Source organism: Methylosinus sp. R-45379 (assembly GCF_001644125.1).
In the GTDB taxonomy this organism is placed as follows: Bacteria; Pseudomonadota; Alphaproteobacteria; order Rhizobiales; family Beijerinckiaceae; genus Methylosinus.
On record NZ_LUUM01000309.1, the window covers coordinates 38,254 to 58,256 of the forward strand.

General features: G+C 65.1%; 17 protein-coding genes. 6 read left to right on the plus strand and 11 right to left on the minus strand.

Going from position 1 to position 20,003, the window contains the following annotated elements; genetic code table 11:
• The first annotated feature begins 682 nt into the window (after positions 1–682).
• Complete coding sequence (locus A1351_RS22360) at positions 683–2,245, plus strand: glucan biosynthesis protein (RefSeq protein WP_064033973.1); 1,563 nt, start codon at positions 683–685, stop codon at positions 2,243–2,245.
• 91 nt (positions 2,246–2,336) lie between these two features.
• Here A1351_RS22360 and dinB read toward each other — a convergent pair whose 3' ends face one another.
• Positions 2,337–3,410, minus strand: coding sequence for a DNA polymerase IV (dinB, locus tag A1351_RS22365; RefSeq protein WP_024878341.1), 1,074 nt, complete (start codon positions 3,408–3,410; stop codon positions 2,337–2,339).
• An 81-nt stretch (positions 3,411–3,491) separates the two neighbouring features.
• Here dinB and A1351_RS22370 point away from each other — a divergent pair, with 81 nt between their 5' ends.
• Entirely contained in the window at positions 3,492–4,343 is an 852-nt protein-coding gene (locus A1351_RS22370; protein ID WP_245267207.1) for an ATP-binding cassette domain-containing protein, read from the plus strand.
• Positions 4,340–5,833 carry a glycine betaine ABC transporter substrate-binding protein gene (locus A1351_RS22375; RefSeq protein ID WP_024878343.1) on the plus strand — a complete coding sequence of 498 codons (1,494 nt, stop codon included), beginning with the start codon at positions 4,340–4,342 and terminating at the stop codon, positions 5,831–5,833. The genes A1351_RS22370 and A1351_RS22375 overlap by 4 nt, the downstream gene beginning before the upstream one ends.
• Before the next feature lie 57 nt (positions 5,834–5,890).
• Here A1351_RS22375 and era read toward each other — a convergent pair whose 3' ends face one another.
• The 7 genes from era to rpoZ all read right to left on the minus strand — a co-directional run bounded on the left by era (position 5,891) and on the right by rpoZ (position 12,526).
• Positions 5,891–6,790: a GTPase Era gene (gene era, locus A1351_RS22380; protein WP_024878344.1), complete on the minus strand. Its 900-nt coding sequence runs from the start codon at positions 6,788–6,790 to the stop codon at positions 5,891–5,893.
• Between the two features lie 94 nt (positions 6,791–6,884).
• On the minus strand, positions 6,885–7,586 hold the full coding sequence (gene rnc, locus A1351_RS22385; protein ID WP_024878345.1) for a ribonuclease III: 702 nt from the start codon (positions 7,584–7,586) through the stop codon (positions 6,885–6,887).
• A 26-nt stretch (positions 7,587–7,612) separates the two neighbouring features.
• Positions 7,613–8,404: a signal peptidase I gene (gene lepB, locus A1351_RS22390; protein ID WP_024878346.1), complete on the minus strand. Its 792-nt coding sequence runs from the start codon at positions 8,402–8,404 to the stop codon at positions 7,613–7,615.
• Positions 8,405–8,529: 125 nt separating this feature from the next.
• Complete coding sequence (acpS, locus tag A1351_RS22395) at positions 8,530–8,925, minus strand: holo-ACP synthase (protein WP_024878347.1); 396 nt, start codon at positions 8,923–8,925, stop codon at positions 8,530–8,532.
• A complete protein-coding gene (locus A1351_RS22400; protein WP_024878348.1) occupies positions 8,922–9,674 on the minus strand; it encodes a pyridoxine 5'-phosphate synthase in 753 nt (250 codons plus the stop codon). The genes acpS and A1351_RS22400 overlap by 4 nt, the downstream gene beginning before the upstream one ends.
• A 6-nt stretch (positions 9,675–9,680) precedes the next feature.
• Entirely contained in the window at positions 9,681–11,891 is a 2,211-nt protein-coding gene (locus A1351_RS22405; RefSeq protein WP_024878349.1) for a bifunctional (p)ppGpp synthetase/guanosine-3',5'-bis(diphosphate) 3'-pyrophosphohydrolase, read from the minus strand.
• 251 nt (positions 11,892–12,142) lie between these two features.
• Positions 12,143–12,526, minus strand: coding sequence for a DNA-directed RNA polymerase subunit omega (gene rpoZ, locus A1351_RS22410; RefSeq protein WP_018267087.1), 384 nt, complete (start codon positions 12,524–12,526; stop codon positions 12,143–12,145).
• A 410-nt stretch (positions 12,527–12,936) separates the two neighbouring features.
• On the opposite strand from rpoZ, the gene A1351_RS22415 reads away from it, so the two are divergent.
• Both A1351_RS22415 and A1351_RS22420 read left to right on the plus strand, forming a co-directional pair.
• A complete protein-coding gene (locus tag A1351_RS22415) occupies positions 12,937–13,551 on the plus strand; it encodes an NYN domain-containing protein (protein WP_024878351.1) in 615 nt (204 codons plus the stop codon).
• 61 nt (positions 13,552–13,612) lie between these two features.
• The gene (locus tag A1351_RS22420; protein WP_024878352.1) at positions 13,613–14,221 is read left to right on the plus strand and encodes a uracil-DNA glycosylase; all 609 of its coding nucleotides are present in this window, start codon (positions 13,613–13,615) and stop codon (positions 14,219–14,221) included.
• 15 nt (positions 14,222–14,236) lie between these two features.
• Here A1351_RS22420 and smpB read toward each other — a convergent pair whose 3' ends face one another.
• Positions 14,237–14,713, minus strand: coding sequence for an SsrA-binding protein SmpB (smpB, locus tag A1351_RS22425; protein ID WP_024878353.1), 477 nt, complete (start codon positions 14,711–14,713; stop codon positions 14,237–14,239).
• Positions 14,714–14,738: 25 nt separating this feature from the next.
• Positions 14,739–15,632: a 4-hydroxy-tetrahydrodipicolinate synthase gene (gene dapA / locus A1351_RS22430; RefSeq protein WP_064033974.1), complete on the minus strand. Its 894-nt coding sequence runs from the start codon at positions 15,630–15,632 to the stop codon at positions 14,739–14,741.
• Positions 15,633–15,945: 313 nt separating this feature from the next.
• Here dapA and A1351_RS22435 point away from each other — a divergent pair, with 313 nt between their 5' ends.
• Positions 15,946–18,195, plus strand: a complete 2,250-nt coding sequence (locus A1351_RS22435) for a lytic transglycosylase domain-containing protein (RefSeq protein ID WP_064033975.1) — start codon at positions 15,946–15,948, stop codon at positions 18,193–18,195.
• A gap of 58 nt (positions 18,196–18,253) precedes the next feature.
• Here A1351_RS22435 and A1351_RS22440 read toward each other — a convergent pair whose 3' ends face one another.
• Positions 18,254–19,870, minus strand: a complete 1,617-nt coding sequence (locus A1351_RS22440; RefSeq protein WP_157096471.1) for a hypothetical protein — start codon at positions 19,868–19,870, stop codon at positions 18,254–18,256.
• Positions 19,871–20,003: the final 133 nt, after the last annotated feature.

Below are 20,003 nucleotides of genomic sequence, written 5' to 3' on the forward strand. Positions count from 1 at the left end.
TGAACATCGAGACGACTGCGTTCCATGACCGTCACGGCTTCGCTCGCGGCGAAGCGCAGGACAGTCGGGTGATGCGCCGTCGGCTAGACGAAACGCGGACTCGCATGTCCAGACGGACATCGAATCCCGTGTCGAATAGCCATCGCTTGGAAGGGGATTTTTCCCTTTCCGCACGCCCGGCAAGAAAGACAAGCCTCTTCGGTACGCCGACCTTTGGAGGGTCGACAGAGACGAAAAAGCCCGGTCCGTCGTTGCTTTAAGTCGCGATCCCTCGCTCAGGCGAGGTTCGCCGGTTTCGCCTCCGGCTGCCGGTTTTATTCCGATGGTTGACCGGCCTCTTGTCCGGATCCCCATCGACCGACACACGACCACAGGCACGTGCGAAAGTGGGCGAGAACGTAAATACGCGCTTTCGCCGGCTCTGCAAGGGCTTTTTCGCCCGCCGGCGAAATTTGTCGCCCTTTCGCCCATTTTGCGCCCTCCGCGGGGTGATAGCTCCACCGTCTTGCAGACCGGCCCAAAGCCGGATAGGCAGAAGCTCGGACGGGGCCGGGCGACGCACGCCGCGCTCGTAGACGGGGCGGCGTCCCCAAGAACGCCCGATTCGTCTGCGACCCCGATTCGTCTGCGACCCGAAGACGGGCTTCCGCTCGTCGCTCAATTTTTCCGGAAACCGACTGAAATGATCGACATCACACGCCGCCGGCTTCTCGGCGCGATGGTCGCGGCGGGCGCTCAGGCCGCGCCGCTCGGACGCGCCGTCGCGCAATCCGTGCAGAACGGAACGCAGCCGCGCTTCGGCCTCGAGGACGTGGCGCGCCGCGCCCGCGACCTCGCCGGCGCGCCTTTCGAGGCGGCGCCGCCGCAGCTGCCGGACGAATTGGCGAAGCTCGACTTCGACTCCTTCCGCGATCTTCGCTTCCGTCCGGAAAAGGCGCTGTTCTCCAATATTCCGGGCTCGTTCCGGCTGCACACCTTCCATCTGGGCTTTCTCTACAAGCGCCCGGTGACGGTGAACACGATAAGGGACGGCATTCCGACGCCCATTCCCTATTCGGCGGCCCTGTTCGACTATGGCCGCAACAAATTCGAGCGGACGCTGCCGATCAACATCGGCTTCGCCGGCTTCCGCCTGCATTTCCCGCTCAATGATCCGCATGTGCACGACGAGGTGATCTCCTTCCTCGGCGCGAGCTATTTCCGCTTTCTCGGCCGCGGCCAGCGCTACGGCCTCTCGGCGCGTGCGCTCTGCGTCGACTGCGGCGACAATTCGGAAGTCTTCCCCTTCTTCCGCGAGTTCTGGATCGAGACGCCGCAGCCGGGCAGCAATCGCATCACCTTCTATGCGCTGCTCGACGGCGAGGCGGCGACCGGCGCCTATCGCTTCGATCTGACGACCGGCCAGGACAGCACGATCGACGTGCAGGCGACCATCTTCCCGCGTCGCAAGGCGAAATTCGGCCTCGCGCCGCTCACCTCAATGTATCTCACCGGCGAGAACGACCGCCGCATGCGCGACGGCTTCCGCACCGAGCTGCATGATTCGGACGGGCTGCTCGTCCATGGCGAGTCGAAGGAATGGCTCTGGCGCCCGCTCGCCAATGCGCCGATCGCGCGGCTGACGTCCTTCTCCGATCCCAATATTCGCGGCTTCGGCCTTCTGCAGCGCGACCGCAACTTCGAGACCTATCAGGACATCGACCTCGCCTATGAGCGGCGGCCGAGCTATTTCATCGAGCCGCAAGGGTCATGGGGCGAGGGCGCCGTCGAGCTGCTGGAGCTGCCGACGCTCGACGAGACCAATGACAATATCGTCGCGGCCTGGGTCGGCGCGCAGCCGCTCGAGATCGGCAAGCCCTTCTCCTACGCCTATCGCATCACCTCGCTGCTCGATCTGCCGCGGCTCTCTCCCAATGGCCGCGCGGTGAACACATTCGAGGCGCCGGCGCGGGCGCTCGGCTCGGGCGAGGCGGCGACTCCGGGCGCGCATCGCTTCATCGTCGATTTCGCCGGCGGCGATCTCGCTTATTACGTCAATGATCCTTCGCAGGTGGAAGTCGTCGCCTCGGCGACCAATGGCACGGTCATCCGCTCGAGCGTCGCCGCCAATCCGCACATAGACGGCATGCGCGTGATGTTCGACATAGCGGTGAAATCCGGCCAGACGGCGGATATTCGCGCCTTCCTCAAGGCCGGCCCGCTGACGTTGACGGAGACTTGGACCTATCCCTGGACCGCGCCGTGAGGGGCGAATAGAGGTTGGCGAGTAGCGAGTAGCGAGTAGCGAATAGACAGCTCGCTGCCTGCTACTCGCTATTCGCTATTCGCTGGTGACTTCACACCCCCAAGCTCATCTGCGGATCGTCGCTTCCACCCGCGGGCGCGAGCGAGGAGAGCGTGACGCCGAGCAGGCGCACGCCTTTCTCTGACGGAAACAGCGGGCGCAGCAGCGCCAGCGCGCAGGCTTCCAGCGCGGCGCGCGAGGCGATCGGCGCGGCGCCGGTGCTGCGCCGCGTGATCTGCTGAAAATCCGCATATTTGACTTTGAGCGTCACCGTGCGTCCCTCTATGCCCGCCCCCTCGCAATGGGCGGCGACGCGCGCGACGATGGGCGCGAGAGCGGCGATCGCTTCCTCGAGCGCGACGAGATCATGCGCGAAGGTCACTTCCGCACCGATCGATTTGCGAATGCGGTCTGGCCGTACTGGACGATCGTCGACGCCGCGCGCGATGCCGTAAAAATAGCTTCCCGATTTGCCGAAATGCCGCTGCAGAAAGGGCAGGGGCTTGGCGCGCAGATCGAGCCCCGTCTCTATGCCGAGCGCATTCATCTTCTTCGCCGTCGCCGGCCCGACTCCGTGAAACTTGCCGATCGGCAGCGTGGCGACGAATTCCGCGCCTCTGTCCGGCGTGATGACGAAGAGACCATTCGGCTTGTTCTGGTCGGACGCGAGCTTGGCCAAAAATTTGTTGTAGGAGACGCCCGCCGAGGCGGTCAGCCGAGTCTCCTCGCGAATGCGCGCTCTTATCTCCTCGGCGATATGCGTCGCGGAGGCGATCTTCTTGCGATTTTCGGTGACGTCGAGATAGGCCTCGTCGAGCGAGAGCGGCTCGACCAGCGGCGTGTAATCGAGGAAGATCGCGCGAATGCGCCGCGACACCTCGCGATAGACGTCGAAGCGCGGCGGAACGAAGAGGAGATCGGGACATCGCCTGCTCGCTGTGACGGAAGGCATGGCCGAGCGCACGCCGAAAGCGCGCGCCTCATAGCTCGCCGCCGCCACGACGCCGCGCTCGCGCGGCGAGCCGACGGCGACCGGCCGTCCGCGCAATCGCGGATCGTCGCGCTGTTCGACCGACGCATAGAAAGCGTCCATGTCGATGTGGATGATCTTGCGTTGCGACGCCATGGGTGAGGAGACGCCGAGCGGCGACGCCGCGGGAGCGGGAAGCTCTCACGTCGGTCGGCCGGATTCAAGCCGAGGCCGCGCGTGACGTCCCGCATCTTCGCGGTGGCCGACCCTTGGAACCACGCCCGCGCGCGCCATTTGAGCGACGTCACCCGACGCCGCGGCGCAGTCATGATCCGACTGGAGCATGTCAGTAAATGTTTCGGCGGCGCGCGCGTCGTCGACGACGTCACGCTGACGATAGAGCCCGCGCGCACGACGGCGCTGATCGGCCCATCCGGCTCCGGCAAATCCACGCTTCTCGCCATGATCGTCGGGCTCGTGACGCCGGACGAGGGCGAGATAGAGGTGGCGCGCCATCTGCTGACGCCGCTTTCAGCGGCGAAGCTCCGGAGCCTCATGGGCTATGTGATTCAGGAGGGCGGCCTCTTCCCGCATCTTACCGCGCGCCGCAACATAGAGCTGATGGCGCGCGAGATGCGCTGGCCCGCGGAACGTCGCACGGCGCGACTCGAGGAGCTGCTGCGTCTCACGCGCTTTCCGGCGGAGGCTTTGGATCGCTTTCCGGCCGAGCTCTCGGGCGGCCAGCGGCAGCGCGTGGCGCTGATGCGCGCGCTCATGCTCGATCCGGAGATTCTGCTGATGGACGAGCCGCTGGGCGCGCTCGATCCGCTGATCCGCGCCGATCTGCAGGACGATCTCGCCGCCATATTCGCGCGGCTGCGCAAGACCGTCGTCATCGTTACGCATGATCTCGCCGAGGCCGGATTCTTCGCCGAGCAGATCGTGCTGATGAATCACGGCCGCATCGTGCAGCAAGGCCGCTTCGCCGATTTCGTCGAGCGGCCGGCGGAGGAGTTCGTCACGCGCTTCGTGCGCGCCAGCGCGCGGCGCCTCGCCGATCTGCCGCTTCCGCCGGAGGGCGCGCGATGAGGGGCGCTCTTGCAATTTTGCTCGCGCTCCTTCTGCTCGGCGCCTGTGCGCGTGAGGGCGATGTCGTGCGCATCGGCTCCAAGACCTTCACCGAATCCGTCATTCTCTCGGATATCGTCGCCGATCTTGCCGCCGCTTCTGGCGCGCGCGTGATCCGCCGACCGGCGCTCGGCGGCACGCGGCTCGTCTGGAATGCGCTGCTCTCCGGCGAGATCGACGCCTATCCCGAATATACGGGCACGCTGCGGCAGGAGATTCTCGCGCAGCTGCGGCTCTCCAACGATCGCCAGCTCGCCGACGCGCTCGGCGAGCTCGGGCTGCGCATGAGCCTGCCGCTCGGCTTCGGCAATGGCTATGCGCTCGGCATGCGGCGCGACAAGGCGGAGGCGCTGGGCGTGCGGACCATTTCTGATCTCGCGCGGCAGGCGTCGCTCGTCTTCGCCTTGAGCGAGGAATTGCTCGCTCGCGCCGATGGCTGGCCGGCGCTGCGCGCCGCCTATGGATTCGCGGCGGAGGATGTGCGCGGGCTCGATCACGATATCGCCTATAAGGGGCTTCTCGACGGCGCCATCGATGTCGTCGATCTCTACGCCACCGATCCGCAAGTCGCCGATCGGCGCATTCTCGTGCTCGACGACGACCGCAAGCTGTTCGCGGAAAATCGCGCCGTTCTGCTCTATCGCGTCGATCTCGAGCAGCGCGCGCCGCAGGCGGTCATGTCCATGCTGAGGCTCGAGGGTCGCATAGACGCGCCGGCGATGATCGCGATGAATATCGCGGTGAAGACAGGCCTTCGCACAGAGCGCGAGGCGGCGGCGAATTTCGTCGCGACGCAATTCGGCGTCGAGGCGCCGGCGCCTTCGCAGAGTCTCGCCGAGCGGCTGTGGCGACGCACGCGCGAGCATCTCTTTCTCGTCGGCGTCTCGCTGGCGGCGGCGATCCTCGTCGCTGTGCCGCTCGGCGTCGCGGCGGCGAAGCGTCCGCGTCTCGGCCATGCGATCCTCGGCCTCGCCAGCGTGCTGCAGACGATTCCCTCGCTCGCTCTGCTCGTCTTCATGATTCCGCTGCTCGGCATAGGCGCGGCACCGGCCATTGCGGCGCTGTTCCTCTATAGCCTGCTGCCGATCGTACGGAATGTCGCGACCGGCCTCACGACGATTCCGCGCGCGATCGAAAATTCGGCGATCGCCATCGGGCTCACGCCCTGGCGGCGCTTGCTTCTCGTCGAATTGCCGATGGCGTCGCCCGCTATTCTCGCGGGGCTGAAGACGGCGGCGGTCATCAATGTCGGCACGGCGACTTTGGGCGCGCTGATCGGCGCCGGCGGCTATGGCCAGCCGATTTTCACCGGCGTCCGCCTCGACAATTTCGCGCTGATCCTCGAGGGGGCGATTCCTGCGGCGCTCATGGCGCTCGCCGCGCAGGGGCTGTTCGATCTCGCGGAGTCGCGTATCGTGCCGCGAGGCTTGCGGCTGAAGGCGAGCGGATGATCTTTTCGTGCAACGCCGACCACTCCTTCTCCCGCTCGCGGGAGAAGGAGACGCGCGTCACTCCTTCGGGAAATCCAGCCGCATCTCGCGATAGCGCTCGGGATCGTCGGCCCAATTCTCGCGCACCTTCACGAACAAAAAGAGATGCACCTTCTGCTCGGCGGCCTCCGCGATCTCGCGGCGCGCGGCCTGGCCGATCGCCTTTATGGTGCGGCCGCCTTCGCCGATGACGATCTTCTTCTGCCCGTCGCGGGTGACATAGATCGTCTGCTCTATGCGGGCCGAACCGTCCTTCTGATTTTGCCAGGAATCGGTCTCGACCGTCGATTGATAGGGCAATTCATCATGCAGACGCTCGAAGATCTTCTCGCGCGTGATCTCGGCGGCGAGCAGTCGCAGCGGCGCGTCGGAGAGCTGGTCTTCCGGATAGAGCCAGGGCGAGGGCTTCATCAGCGCGGCGAGCTTGGCTTTGAGATCGGCGACGCCATCGCCGTTCAGCGCCGAGATCATATAGGTCTCGATGAAATTCGCCTTTTCCGTCAGCGCCGCCGTGAGCGCCAGCAGCGAATCGCGCGGCACCAGATCGATCTTGTTGAGCGCCAGAATTTTCGGCGCGGAGAGCGTGGCGAGCTTGGCGACGATCTCCTCCACCTCCGCGACGAGGCCGCGGCGCGCATCCACGAGCAGCACAATGGCGTCGGCGTCGCCGGCGCCGGAGATGGCGCTCGCCACCATGGCGCGGTCGAGCCTACGCTTGGGCGCGAAAATGCCGGGCGTGTCGACCAGAATGATCTGCGCCTCGCCTTCCAGCGCTATGCCGCGCACGAGGGCGCGCGTCGTCTGCGCCTTGCGCGAGACGATGGACACTTTCGCGCCGACGAGCTGATTGAGCAGCGTCGATTTGCCGGCGTTGGGCGCGCCGACCAAGGCGACGAAGCCACAGCTTGTTTCGGTCACGAGAATGCGCCTTTCGATGTTGGCATGAAGCCCTGGTCCAAATCAGCGCCCTCAGGATGAGGGGACTGTCGTGTCGAGCCCGCGAAGCTGGCGCTCACACGTCCTCCCTCTCTATCCCCTCGCGGTCGAGAAAGGCCTGAGCGGCGGATTGCTCCGCGGCGCGCTTGGAGGCGCCAGCGCCTTGCGCGGCCACGAAGCCCTCGACCTCCACCGCTACCTCGAAGAAGGGCGCATGGTCCGGCCCGCTGCGCGCGGCGAGCCGGTAGCGCGGCGTGGCCAGGCGGCGGGCCTGCGCCCATTCCTGCAGCGCGGTCTTGGCGTCGCGCAGCCTTCGCCCCGGCGCGTGCATGCGCTCGGCGAAGGCGGCGCGCACCACGGCCTCGGCCGCCTGCGGGCCGCCGTCGAGATAGACCGCGCCGATGATCGCCTCGCACATATCGCCCAATATGGCGCGTTTTTTCCGTCCGCCCGTCTGCGCCTCGCCGTCGCCGAGCCGCATGAAAGGGCCGACGCCCCAGCGCTCGGAAACCTCGGCGCAGGATTCCTTGCGCACGAGGTCGGCGAGCCGCCGCGACAATTCGCCCTCGCTCTCCTGCGGGAAATTCTCATAGAGCATATGGGCGATGACGACGCCGAGCACGCGGTCGCCGAGAAACTCCAGCCGCTCATAGGACTCCGGCCGCGCCGCCGAGGCGCTGACATGGGTCAGCGCATGCTCCAGCAGGCCGCGATTGGCGAAGCCATGACCGACGCTCGCCTCGAGCGTGGCGAGGTCCTCCCGACCGAGAACTCCCATTTGCGTCTGCTTTATGCCGAGCGGCGTCAATGCGCTGGCTTGAACAGCCGATCCCACCTGACCGTCCAGGGCCAGCGCCAGAAGGCCAGAGCATATTCGTCCTTCTGCACCGAGAAGAAGATGATCTCGGCGCGGCCCACCAGATTCTCGAAGGGCACATAGCCGACGCCGCCTTCTTCCGGCGCGAAGCGTGAATCGGTGGAATTGTCGCGATTGTCGCCCATCATGAAATAATTGTTCGGCGGCACCACGAAGAGCTCGGTGTTGTCCTTATAGCCGTGGTCGCCCTCGATCTCGATGATCGTATGGGCGACGCCGCCGGGCAGAGTCTCGGTATAGGTCGGCACCTCGACCTCGCGGCCGTCGCGGCCCTCGTGCTTCTCCTTGGCCTTGACCTCGCGCGGCACGATCTCGCCATTGATATAAAGGCGGCCCTCGATCATCTGGACGCGGTCGCCGGGCAGGCCGATCACGCGCTTGATGTAATCGGTCTCATTGTCGCGCGGCAGCTTGAACACCACGACATCGCCGCGCTTGGGCTGCGAGCCGAGCACGCGGCCGGAGAAGAGATCGAGCCGCCAGTCGAGATAAGGCACGGAGGGCAGCGAGTAGTTCGAATAGCCATAGGCGTATTTCGAGACGAAGACATAATCGCCGATCAGCAATGTCGGGATCATAGAGCCCGAGGGAATGTTGAAGGGCTGAAACAGCAGCGTGCGAATGACGAGCGCGATGACCAGCGCCTGGACGATCACCTTGATCGTCTCGAGCAAACCACCTTCGTCGCGCCGTTCGGCGACCGAGACGTTCCTGCTCAAACCACGTCACTCCTTAGTTGTGGCCGAAGCCGCTCCTGGTCGTCCGTTTGCGAGCGAGCCTGAAGGCGCGCGGTCCATCAGGCCTCGGACCGCGCGCCTTCAGGCTCGCTCGCAAAGCTCGTCTATCACGTCAGCGCCTCTATGAGAACCTGGGCCTGCGCGAGCGGATATTCGTCGGTCAATGTGAGGTGAATGACGATCCGCGCGCCCTGCGGCGCGATCTCGGCCAGACGCTCGGCGGCGGCGCCGGTCAGCTCCACCGTCGGCTTGCCGGAGGGCAGATTGACGACGCCCATGGTTTTCCAGGTGATTCCTTCGCTTATGCCGGTGCCGAGCGCCTTGGCGCAGGCCTCCTTGGCGGCAAAGCGCTTGGCGTAGGAGGCCGCGCGAGCGGCGCGTCCTTCCGATTTCTCGCGTTCGACATCGGTGAAGCAGCGGCGGATGAAGCGCTCGCCATAGCGCTCGAGCGCCTGCTCGATGCGGCGAATGTCGCAGAGATCGCTGCCGAAGCCGATGATCATGCGGCGCCCGCGCCCTCGTCGATCGCCCGCCGCATGGCGCGGATCGATTCGGCGAGGCCGACGAAGACCGCTTCGCCGATGAGGAAATGCCCGATGTTCAGCTCGACGATCTGCGGCAGCGCCGAGATGCGCTTCGCCGTCGTATAGTCCAGCCCATGGCCGGCGTGGCACTCGAGCCCGCGCTCCGACGTATGCGCCGCGGCCGCCACGATGCGGGCGAACTCGCGCTCGGCGGTCCCGTGGTCCCCCACTTCGACCGCATGGCACCATGCGCCCGTATGCAGCTCGACGACCGGCGCCTTGATCGAGGTCGCGGCGTCGATCGCCTCGGCGCCCGGCTCGATGAACAGAGAGACGCGAATCCCGGCCCGGTTCAGCTCGTCGACGAAGGGGACGAGGTGATTATGCCCGCCGATGACGTCGAGCCCGCCCTCGGTGGTGCGCTCGGTGCGGCGCTCCGGCACCAGGCAGACGGCGTGAGGCTTGGTCTGCAGCGCAATGTCGAGCATCTGCTCGGTCGCGGCCATCTCGAAATTGAGCGGCTTGGATATTTCCGCCTTCAGCCGCGCCATGTCGGCGTCGCGAATATGGCGGCGATCCTCCCGCAAATGCGCAGTGATTCCGTCCGCGCCCGCCTCGATGGCGAGCAGAGCGGCGCGCACAGGGTCCGGCGAGAGGCCGCCGCGGGCGTTGCGAATGGTGGCGACGTGATCGACATTCACGCCGAGACGTATGCGGCGAGCAGTCATGTTTCCTCACCCGATGACGCGCTCGACCTTGCTGACCAGAGCGCTCGCCCGCAGCCGGGCGATGATGTCGTTCAAATGTTTCAGATCGGCGACCTCGAGGTCGAATCGCATCTCACGAAAGTCGGGAGAATGAATGGCGAAGGCGACATTGTCGATATTGGCCCCCGTCTCGCCGATCAGCGTCGCCAGCCCGCCCAGCGTTCCCGGCTCGTTGATCGCCGTCACCACGAGCCGCGCCGGAAACAGCTCCCGGCTCTCCGGGTCTATGTCCCAGCGCACGTCCAGCCAGCGGTCGGGCTGATCGTCGAAGGCGGTCAGCGCCGGCGATTGGATCGGATATATGGTGATGCCTTCGCCCGGCGTCAGTATGCCGACGATGCGGTCGCCCGGCACGGCGCCGCCCTCCGGGGCGAAGCGCACCGGCACGTCGCCGCGCAGGCCGCGGATCGGAATGGCGCTGGCCTGATCGGGCGAGCCGGGGGCCTTGAACACGACATTGGCGTTGGACTTCATGCCGAACCAGCCGGGCTCGCCCGGCTCGAGGCGCATTTGCTGCGCGGGCTTCCGCTCCTCGCTGAAATCCGGATAGACGGATTTCACCACATCGCCGGAATAGATCTCGCCGCGGCCGACAGCGGCGAAAGCATCCTCCAGCGAGGCGCGGGCGAGGCGCGGCAGCGCGGCTTTCAGCTTCTCGTCCGAGACCGCTCGCCCAGCGCGCTCGAAAGCGCGGGTGACGATCTGCCGGCCGAGCCCGGCGTATTGCATCCGCACCGCCTCGCGCGTCGCGCGGCGAATGGCGGAACGCGCCTTGCCGGTGACGACGAGCGATTCCCAGGCCGCCGGCGGCACGTGACTTTCAGCGCGGACGATCTCCACCTCGTCGCCATTCTGCAATTGCGACAGAACCGGCGCGATGCGTCCGTTGATCTTGGCGCCGACAGCGGAATCGCCGACCCGCGTATGCACCGCATAGGCGAAATCGATCGGCGTCGCGCCGCGCGGCAGAGCGATCAGCCCGCCCTTGGGCGTGAAGCAGAACACCTGGTCCTGAAACAATTCGAGCCGCGTATGCTCGAGGAATTCTTCCGGACTGTCGCCGTGGGCGAGCAATTCCAGCGTGTCCTGCAGCCATTTGAAGGCGCGGCTCTCCTTGGCCAGCTCCTCCTTGCCCTCGTCGCTGGAGGAATCCTTGTAGAGCGCATGGGCGGCGATGCCGAAGCGCGCGATCTCATGCATGGTCGCGGTGCGGATCTGCAGCTCGACGCGCTGATGGCCGGGGCCGATCACAGTGGTGTGAATGGAGCGATAGTCGTTCTGCTTGGGCGTCGAGATGTAATCCTTGAACCGCCCCGGCACGCTCGGCCATTTGGTGTGCACTATGCCGAGCGCGCGATAGCAATCTTCCACACCGTCGACGATGATGCGAAAGCCGAAAATATCGGAGAGCTGCTCGAAGGCGATCGACTTGCGCTCCATCTTGCGCCAGACGGAATAGGGCGTCTTCTGCCGCCCGGTGACGGCCGCATGAATGCCGCGCGCGGCGAACTCCTGCGTCAGCTCCTTCTCGATCTTCTTGATGATGCGGCCATTCTTGGCGCGCAGATCGTGCAGGCGCGATTCGATCGCCTGATAGGCCTCCGGCGTCAGATGGCGGAAGGCGAGGCCCTCCAGCTCCTCGCGCAGGCGCTGCATGCCCATGCGGCCGGCGAGCGGCGCATAGATGTCCAGCGTCTCCTGCGCGATGCGCGCGCGCTTTTCCGGCGGCACGAAATGCAGCGTGCGCATATTGTGCAGCCGGTCCGCGAGCTTCACCAGCAGAACGCGGACGTCCTCGGAGACGGCGAGCAAAAGCTTGCGGAAATTCTCGCCTTGCGCGGCTTTTTTGGAGACGAGGTCGAGCTTCTCGATCTTGGTCAGACCATCGACCAGCTTGCCGATCTGCGGGCCGAACAGGCGATTGATCTCGTCGAGCGTGGAGCTCGTGTCCTCCACCGTGTCGTGCAGCACGGCGGCGACGATGGTGGCGTCGTCGAGCTTGAGGTCGGTGAGAATCGCCGCCACTTCGAGCGGATGCGAGAAATAAGGGTCGCCGGAGGCGCGCGTCTGCTGGCCATGCGCCTTCATGGCGTAGACATAGGCGCGATTGAGCAGGTCCTCGTCGACCTGCGGATTATATTTTCGAACTCGCTCGACGAGCTCGTATTGGCGCATCATAGGCGTCGACCGGCGATCTGGTTGCGCGGATCGTCGGGGGCGTCGCGGAGCTCACGGGGAAGATCGGACGGGAGGCGGCGCGAGCGCCCGAAACCGGCCGACGGCCGCATTCGCGTTCGATTGTAGAACAGCTCGCCGCCGGCCCCTAGTGTTTTCGGCGAGCGAGCATGGGAGATTAGGCGAAGGTAGCGAGGCAGCCGGACGGCAAAGCCGTCCGGGGTGGCGTTTTCGTTCGCCCGTCGGTAGGCGAATTACTCGCCTTCGTCCTCGACCTCGGCCGGAGGCACCAGACCCTCGAGGCCGCGGAGAAGATCCTCCTCCGTCATGCGGTCGAACTGCGCGTCGCCGCCGTCGGAATCCGGCGAGGCGGCCAGGGACGGCACAGTCTCGGTCTCGGGCTCGTCGACCTCGACATGGCGCTGCAGCGAATGGATGAAGTCTTCCTTCAGATCGTCCGGCGAAAGCGCGGTCTCGGCGATCTCGCGCAGCGCGACGACGGGATTCTTATCCTTGTCGCGCTCGACCAGAATGGACTGGCCGGAGGAGATCAGCCGCGCGCGATGGGCTGCGAGCAGGACCAGATCGAAGCGGTTCTCGATTTTGTCGATGCAGTCTTCGACGGTGACGCGCGCCATGACTTGCGGACTCCTCTAGCGTTCGATCGGTCGGGCTGCTACACTAATTTTTTGCCGTTGGCAATGCGCGACGGCGCGGGATGGCAGGGTCGCCGCGGCCGGGAGAGCATGAACCGCTTGTCGAACCATCTATTGCTGTAGTATTTCCAGACAGATTTTTCGCGTACCCCCTTGACGATCGCCGATACATGGTCGATTTACGACTTTAACGAAGGGCGTGACTTTCATGTGACGAAAAAGCTGTTCGTGGATGGCGCGCCTGTCTACGACCGCGATCGACGACGGCTTCGAGATTTTCGTCACTGTCGATTCGCGTCACAGTTAGAGATGCGTGCTGCCAGTAGGGTCGACAGCGCGTGCGGCAAGCGGCGGCCCCTCCATACTGGACCCGACAAGCGAGACCAACTACGATGGCAGACCCGGAACGAATTGCCTTATTCATTGACGGCGCCAACCTCTATGCGACGGCCAAATCGCTCGGATTCGATATCGATTACAAACGGCTGTTGCGCGAGTTCCAGGGCAAGGGCCGCCTCATTCGCGCTTTCTATTATACGGCGCTGATCGAGGATCAGGAATATTCGTCGATTCGTCCGCTGATCGATTGGCTCGACTATAATGGCTACGCCGTCGTGACCAAGCCGACCAAGGAATTCGTCGACTCGCTCGGCCGCCGCAAGGTCAAGGGCAATATGGACATCGAGCTCGCTGTCGACGCGATGGAGATGGCCGAGCATATCGACCATATGGTTCTCTTCTCGGGCGACGGCGACTTCCGCTCGCTGGTCGAGGCCGTGCAGCGCAAGGGCGTTCGCGTCTCGGTGATCTCGACGATCACCACCCAGCCGCCGATGATCGCCGACGAGCTTCGCCGTCAGGCCGACGAATTCGTCGATCTCATCCATCTCGTCGGCAAGATCGGCCGCGATCCGGGCGAGCGCGCCGAGCGCATGCAGCGCTTCCAGGAGCGCCGGCCGCAGCCGGTGACGCCGGGCGGCGCCCCTGAGGACGATCACGAGGCCTGATCCTTCGAAATCAGCTTCCTGCGCGGACGAGCCGGGCCATGATTGCCCGCTCTGTCCGCGCTTGGTCACGTACCGGCATGAGCTGAGGGAGCGCCATCCCGACTGGCATAATGCGCCGGTCGCCGATTTCGGCCCGCGCGACGCGCGCTTGCTGATCGTCGGCCTCGCCCCGGGGCGGATGGGCGCCAATCGCACCGGCCGCCCTTTCACCGGCGATGACGCCGGCCGTCTCCTCTACGCCACTCTCGCGGAAACCGGTTTTTCCCGCGGCGTCTATGACGCCCGCGCCGATGATGGCGTCGCGCTCGTCGATTGCCGGATCACCAATGTCCTGCGCTGCGTTCCGCCCGGCAATAAGCCGCTGCCCGCCGAGCTTTCGGCCTGTCGCCCTTTTCTCGACGTCACCTTGCGCCGGCTGAAGCGGGTGAGACTAATTGTCGCGCTCGGTCGCATCGCCCATGACGGCGTGCTGCGCGCCTTTTCATTGAAGCCCGGCGGCTTCCCCTTCGCCCATGGTCATGAGCATGAGATCGCGACGAATACTCGGAATACGCGTATTATTCTTATCGACAGCTATCATTGCTCCCGTCTCAACACCAATACGGGCGCGCTGACGCCGCAGATGTTCAGTGCGATCTTCGCACGGGCTCGGGAAATTTTAGAAAAATAACACTGAATATTTCCCTCAGCCGCGGTCGCGCAGCAGCCGGCTCTTCTCGCGGCCCCAGTCGCGCTTCTTTTCCACCTCGCGCTTGTCGTGCAGCTTCTTGCCGCGCCCCAGCGCGATCTGCAGCTTGGCGCGGCCGCGCTCGTTGAAATAGAGCTTCATCGGCACGATGGTCATGCCCTCGCGCTCGACGCCCTGCGCCAGCTTGGCGATCTCGCGCTGCTTCAGCAGCAGCTTGCGCAGCCTTTTGGGCTCGTGATTGAAGCGATTGCCGGAGAGATATTCGGGAATGGTGGCGTTGACGAGCCAAGCCTCGCCCTTGCGGTCGACATGGGCGTAGCTCTCGGCGATGGTCGCCTTGCCGGTGCGCAGCGACTTCACCTCCGTGCCGGTCAGCGACAGGCCGGCCTCGAAGGTCTCGCCGATCTCATAATCATAGCGCGCGCGCCGATTGTCGGCGACGACCTTGAAATTGGGGTTTTCCTTCTCGGCCACTTGCGCGCGTCCTGCTTCTGCCCGCTCAGGCGTCCAGCACGCCGGCGAGAACCATCGCGTCGCGAATGGCCTTTTTCGTCGGCTCGGCGGAGGCGACCAGCGGCAGCCGGACTTCCTCCCCCACGCGGCCGAGCAGAGAGAGGCCATATTTGGCCCCGGTCACGCCGGCCTCGAGGAAGATCGCCTGCTGCAGAGCGGTCAGACGGTCCTGCAGCGCCAGAGCGGTTTTGAAATCCCCGGCGAGAGCGGCATTCTGCAGATCGGCGCAGAGCCGCGGCGCGACATTGGAGACGACCGAGATCACGCCAATGGCGCCGACGGCGACGCTGGCCAGAGCGAGAATGTCGTCGCCGGAGAATTGCACGAATTCCGGCCCGCAGGCGGCGCGCTGCTGGAGGATGCGGCCGACATTGCCGGTCGCGTCCTTCACGCCGGCGATGGACTCTAGCTGCGCGAGGCGCGCCAGCGTGGCGACGCTCATATCGACGACCGAGCGCGGCGGGATGTTGTAGACGATGATCGGAATGGAGACCGCCTCCGCCACAGCGGCGAAATGCTGGTAGAGGCCTTCCTGATTCGGCTTGTTGTAATAAGGCGTGACCACGAGCACGCCATCCGCCCCCGCCTGCTGGGCATGGAGCGCGAGCTCCACCGCCTCGCGCGTGTTGTTGGAGCCGGCGCCCGCGATCACCGGAACGCGGCCGGCCGCCTGCTGGATCACGGTCTCGACGACGGCGCGATGCTCCTCATGGCTCAAGGTCGGGCTCTCGCCCGTCGTGCCTACGGGAACGAGGCCATGCGTCCCACTCTCGATCTGCCAGTCGACGAGCGCGCGCAGAGCGGCGTGATCGACCACGCCATCGGCGAAAGGCGTGACCAGAGCGGTGTAGGATCCTCGGAACACTGGCTTGTCGTTCATCTGCCGTCGCTTTCGCTGCGCCACGCGGGCGCCGTAATCGCCGCGCTTACTGACTGGGATTGGTACGGAGAAATTTCGGTCCGTCCTCGCGGCGGCCGTTCCGCCCTGGGAAGACGGCAACTGTCATAGCCTCTGGGCGTTTGGGTGAAAAGGGTCCGCGGCGTCCCTCCGCGCGGAATCGGCGAACAGCTCGAGCAGCGGGTCGACGCGGAGCGAAAAATTCGAAAATGCCGCTGCTTAGCGATTTGGTTGACAGTTCCGCAACGAAATGGCCGCAGGCTGACTTACGTTAAGAGTTCGGAGCGTTAGGCCGATGACGAATCGCCACAGTGGGGCCGCGCGCCTCGTTCTCATCGTCGCCGCCCTGGGCGTGGCGGCGGCCCTTTATCCGTCCACGCAGCGCCGCACGCCGGACCGCGACAGCGACGATCCGCCGCCCGCCGGCGCCGCCTCCTCCCCGCAAGAGCCCTGGGCGCCGCGCGATTCGGCGCGCGAGGCGCTGCATGATTTTCTCGGTCCCGCCGCTTCGCCCGATCCGCGCGCCGCCGGCATGCTGCGCCGACCGCCGGCGGGAGAGGCCGCGTCCAAGCTGCTCTCTTACGCGCCGCCGGACGGCGGGCTCGATCTCGAGGCGCGCGTCCCGCAGCCGCCCGAGGCCGCCATTCTCCTCGGAGCCGATTACGACGCTTTCGGGCGCGCGCTCGCCGCCTACAAAGCCAATGATTTTTCCGGCGGCGATCAGGCGCTGGCCGGCGTCGAAGGCCCGCTCGCCCGCGCCGCCGCGCAATGGGCCGGCTTGCGGCTGCATCCGCGCGAGGCCGGCTTCGCGCGCCTGTCGAAATTTCTGGCCGAGCATCCCGAATGGCCGGCCTCGGCCTGGCTGCGCCAGCGCGTCGAGGAGGCGCTCTATGGCGACAAGCACCCAGATCGGCTGATCGTCGAATATTTCGCCGAGCGTCCGCCCAAGACGCCGGCCGGAAGGTTGGCGCTCGCCCGCGTCATGGCCCGCCGCGGCGAGCCGCTGGAGGTCGCGGCGCTCATCAAGCCCATGTGGCGCGAGGATGATTTCAACGAGCAGCTGGAGGCGGCGGCGAAAAAAGAGTTCGGCGATTATCTCGATGTCGCCGACCATAAATACCGCGCCGATCGGCTGCTCTACGCGGAGAAGACCGGGCCGGCTCTGCGCATCGCCGCCCATGCCGGCAAGGATGCGCTCGATCTCGCCCGCGCCCGCGCGCTGGCGATCAATGAGAGCGCTTCGGAAAAGACCTTCTCCGCTCTGCCGGCCGAGGCGCAGAAGGACCCCGGAATCCTCTTCGCGCGCATTCACATGCTGCGCCATCAAAAGAAGCTCGTCGAGGCGGCGGCGCTGCTGCGCTCCGCCCCGCGCGATCCGCGCCTCATCGTCGATGGCGACGCCTGGTGGGTAGAGCGGCGGCTCATCTCGCGCAAGCTGATGGATCTCGGGCAATTCGCGCAGGCCTATGAGCTCTGCGCGCAGCATTCGGCGCGCTCGCTCTCCTATCGCGTCGAGGCGGAATTCCATGCGGGCTGGATCGCGCTGCGATTCCTGAGCGATCCCGTCAAGGCGCAGCGGCATTTCGAGGAGATCGCCCGCATCGCCGAGACGCCGATTCAAAAGTCACGCGGCGCCTATTGGCTCGCCCGCGCCCGTGAGGCCGCGGGCGCCGCCGAGGCGGCGCGCGCGTCTTATGAGACCGCCGCGCGGCAATCGACGACCTTCTACGGCCAGCTCGCCCGCGCTCGGCTCGGCGCTTTCGACTCGCCTGTGCGACCGACGCCCGAGCCCGCCCATGGCGACGCCCGCGACGAAGCGGTGCGCGCGGTGGAGCTGTTCTTCGCCGCCGGCGAGAAGGAGATGGCGGCGCAGCTCGCCGCCGACGCCGCCAAGACGCTGGTCGGCGAGGCGCAACTGTCGGCGCTGACCGATGTGGCGCAACGCCGCCGCGAGGCCAAAATTTCCCTGACGCTCGGCAAGCTCGCCTCCTATCGCGGCATTGCGATAGACGACGCCGCTTTTCCGTCTTTCGGCATCCCCGCTTTCGCGGCGCTGCCGCGTTCGGCCTCACGGGCGATCGTCTACGCCATAGCGCGGCAGGAGAGCGCCTTCGATCCCAAGGCGGTCTCCAGCGCCGGCGCCATGGGGCTGATGCAGATGATCGCCTCCACCGCGCGCCACACCGCGCAGCAGACGGGGGTCGGCTTCGATCTGAAGCGCATGATCGACGAGCCCGCCTTCAACGCACGGCTCGGCGCGGCGCATCTCGGCATGCTGCTCGACGAGCACAAGGGCTCCTACATTCTCGCCTTCGCCGCCTATAACGCCGGCGGCAAAAGGGTGAAGGAGTGGATCGACGCCTATGGCGATCCGCGCAAGAACGAGGTCGATCCGATCGATTGGGTGGAGCGCATTCCGATCAGCGAGACGCGCAATTATGTTCAGCGCGTGATCGAGAATCTGACCGTTTATCGCGCGCGCTTCGGCGATCGCGAGACCCGCGCGCCGCTCGGGGATTTGTCGCGCATGCAAGCGGCGAATTGATCGTCGCGCCTTCGCGATTTTCCACCGCGAAGGCGCGACGAGAATGGACGCCTCGGGTCTATGTGACGACGTCGCAGAATTCGGCTTCCCATCTCTGGTAGAGCTTGTGGTCCGTCAAAATTTTGGGAAGCGAGCTTTTATATTTGCCCACGGTGTAGGGAACGCCGACGAGCTTCGCGGTTTCGAACAATTCGTGGCAGGAGTGCATGCCTCCGCCGACGAGATAGCCGATGATGGCGAGCAGATAGGTCTTGAGGTCTTCATAATTGTCGATGTCGCCGAAGAACGTCGCCGCCAGCAATAGGGTGGATGTCGAGCCGGAGAGGCCCGCGCTGCAGAACAGATTCTGCGCGTTCATATTCGCGTAGAAGGGCGAGAACTGATCGAAAGTTCCTTCGAATTTTTCGATGCCCCGCTTTCGCGGCTCGTTCTCGACAGGCAGAGTCCGACCGTCGAACCAGTCCCGTTTGATGCGCTCCCAGCATGCGCCGATCTCGCTATCGGTCGCCATATGCTGCGCGCTCAGCAGGCCGGGATAAGTATTTTCTTTGATATCCTTGTTCTCCTTGCTCGTTCTTCCGCGATAGCGTTTGGCCGATGCGCTCTCGCCGAATATTTCGTCCGGGCGAAGCAGCCTTTTGAGCCCCTGAAAGCGTCTCCAACTGAATGATGTCGCGGTCCAGTGCTCCTGGGTCGCGGTGAATTCTTTTCTCCTGTTCGCGTCCGCATTGTCCGGGCATCTCGTATAGGGAAGCCAGGATTTCACATTGCTGTTATCGGAATTCGCGCTGTCGCTCGGCCCGAGCATTTGAAATATGCGAAGGAAATTGTCGTGAACATTGAGAATCTTCGGAATCGAGTTGCCATGGAGCGCGGAGAGCATCTGCTGCACGGCCATCGCCAGCTCGGGAGGAAACCCCGCGCCCAGGCGGCCGAAGCTCGTCTCGCCATGCGTATATTGCGCGGTCGCGCGAACCGCGGACCATGAGTCTGGCGGGACGGCGTTATTCGCCACTTGCAGGGCGCTGACGCCCTGCGGCGCGGTGTGGTGATGGCCGATCTTCAGCGGCTTCGGTTGCAGATACTGAATTTGATTCTGAGCGTTTACGACAGGCTTGCGCGGCGCGACGAGCGCGCGCGTCGGCTGCTGAAAGACTGCTTGAGCCTTGTTGGCGCCGGCGGTCAATTGCTCGCGACGGTTCAGCCAATAGATCGTCATCTGCTTGGAGACGCGATAGAGCGCCGGCTGCACGAGCTGCGGATTGTGCAGCACGATCGCGGCCAGCGCCGTTTCCGCGAGCCGTCGGCGCGCTCGATTCAACGCGGGCGTATATGGGACCGCGCTCACATGCTGCGGATTGTGGCCGGCCACTGCGGCGCCGTCCCAATAGATGACTTTTCCACGGCACGACGCCGCGGCGCCGTTATAGACGCCCCACGGCTGGTAAGGCTGGGCGGGCAGGCCGCGCGCCTTGATCAGAATCCAAGGCTTCTGCCCGGCGTATTTGTCGATCGTCTCGACATATTCGCTTTCGAGATAGTGGGGCGAGCCGTCATGGGGAGGAATGTTCAGGCCCGTGAAATCCTGGTGCAACGGATTGGGACGAATCAACAGCTGAAAGTCTAGCCAATTATATTCATAGGTCGGGGTGACCCGGTCTCGGACGCCCGGCATGGTCATTCTCCGCGTTTTTCAAAAAGCTTCGAGAGCGACGCTAGAGCAGGCGCAGTTCGGCGGCTGTGGCGAAAGCCACAAGCCTCTCCCTGGCGGATTCGCGGCTGTGCTTCCTTGGCGTAGGCCGACCGAG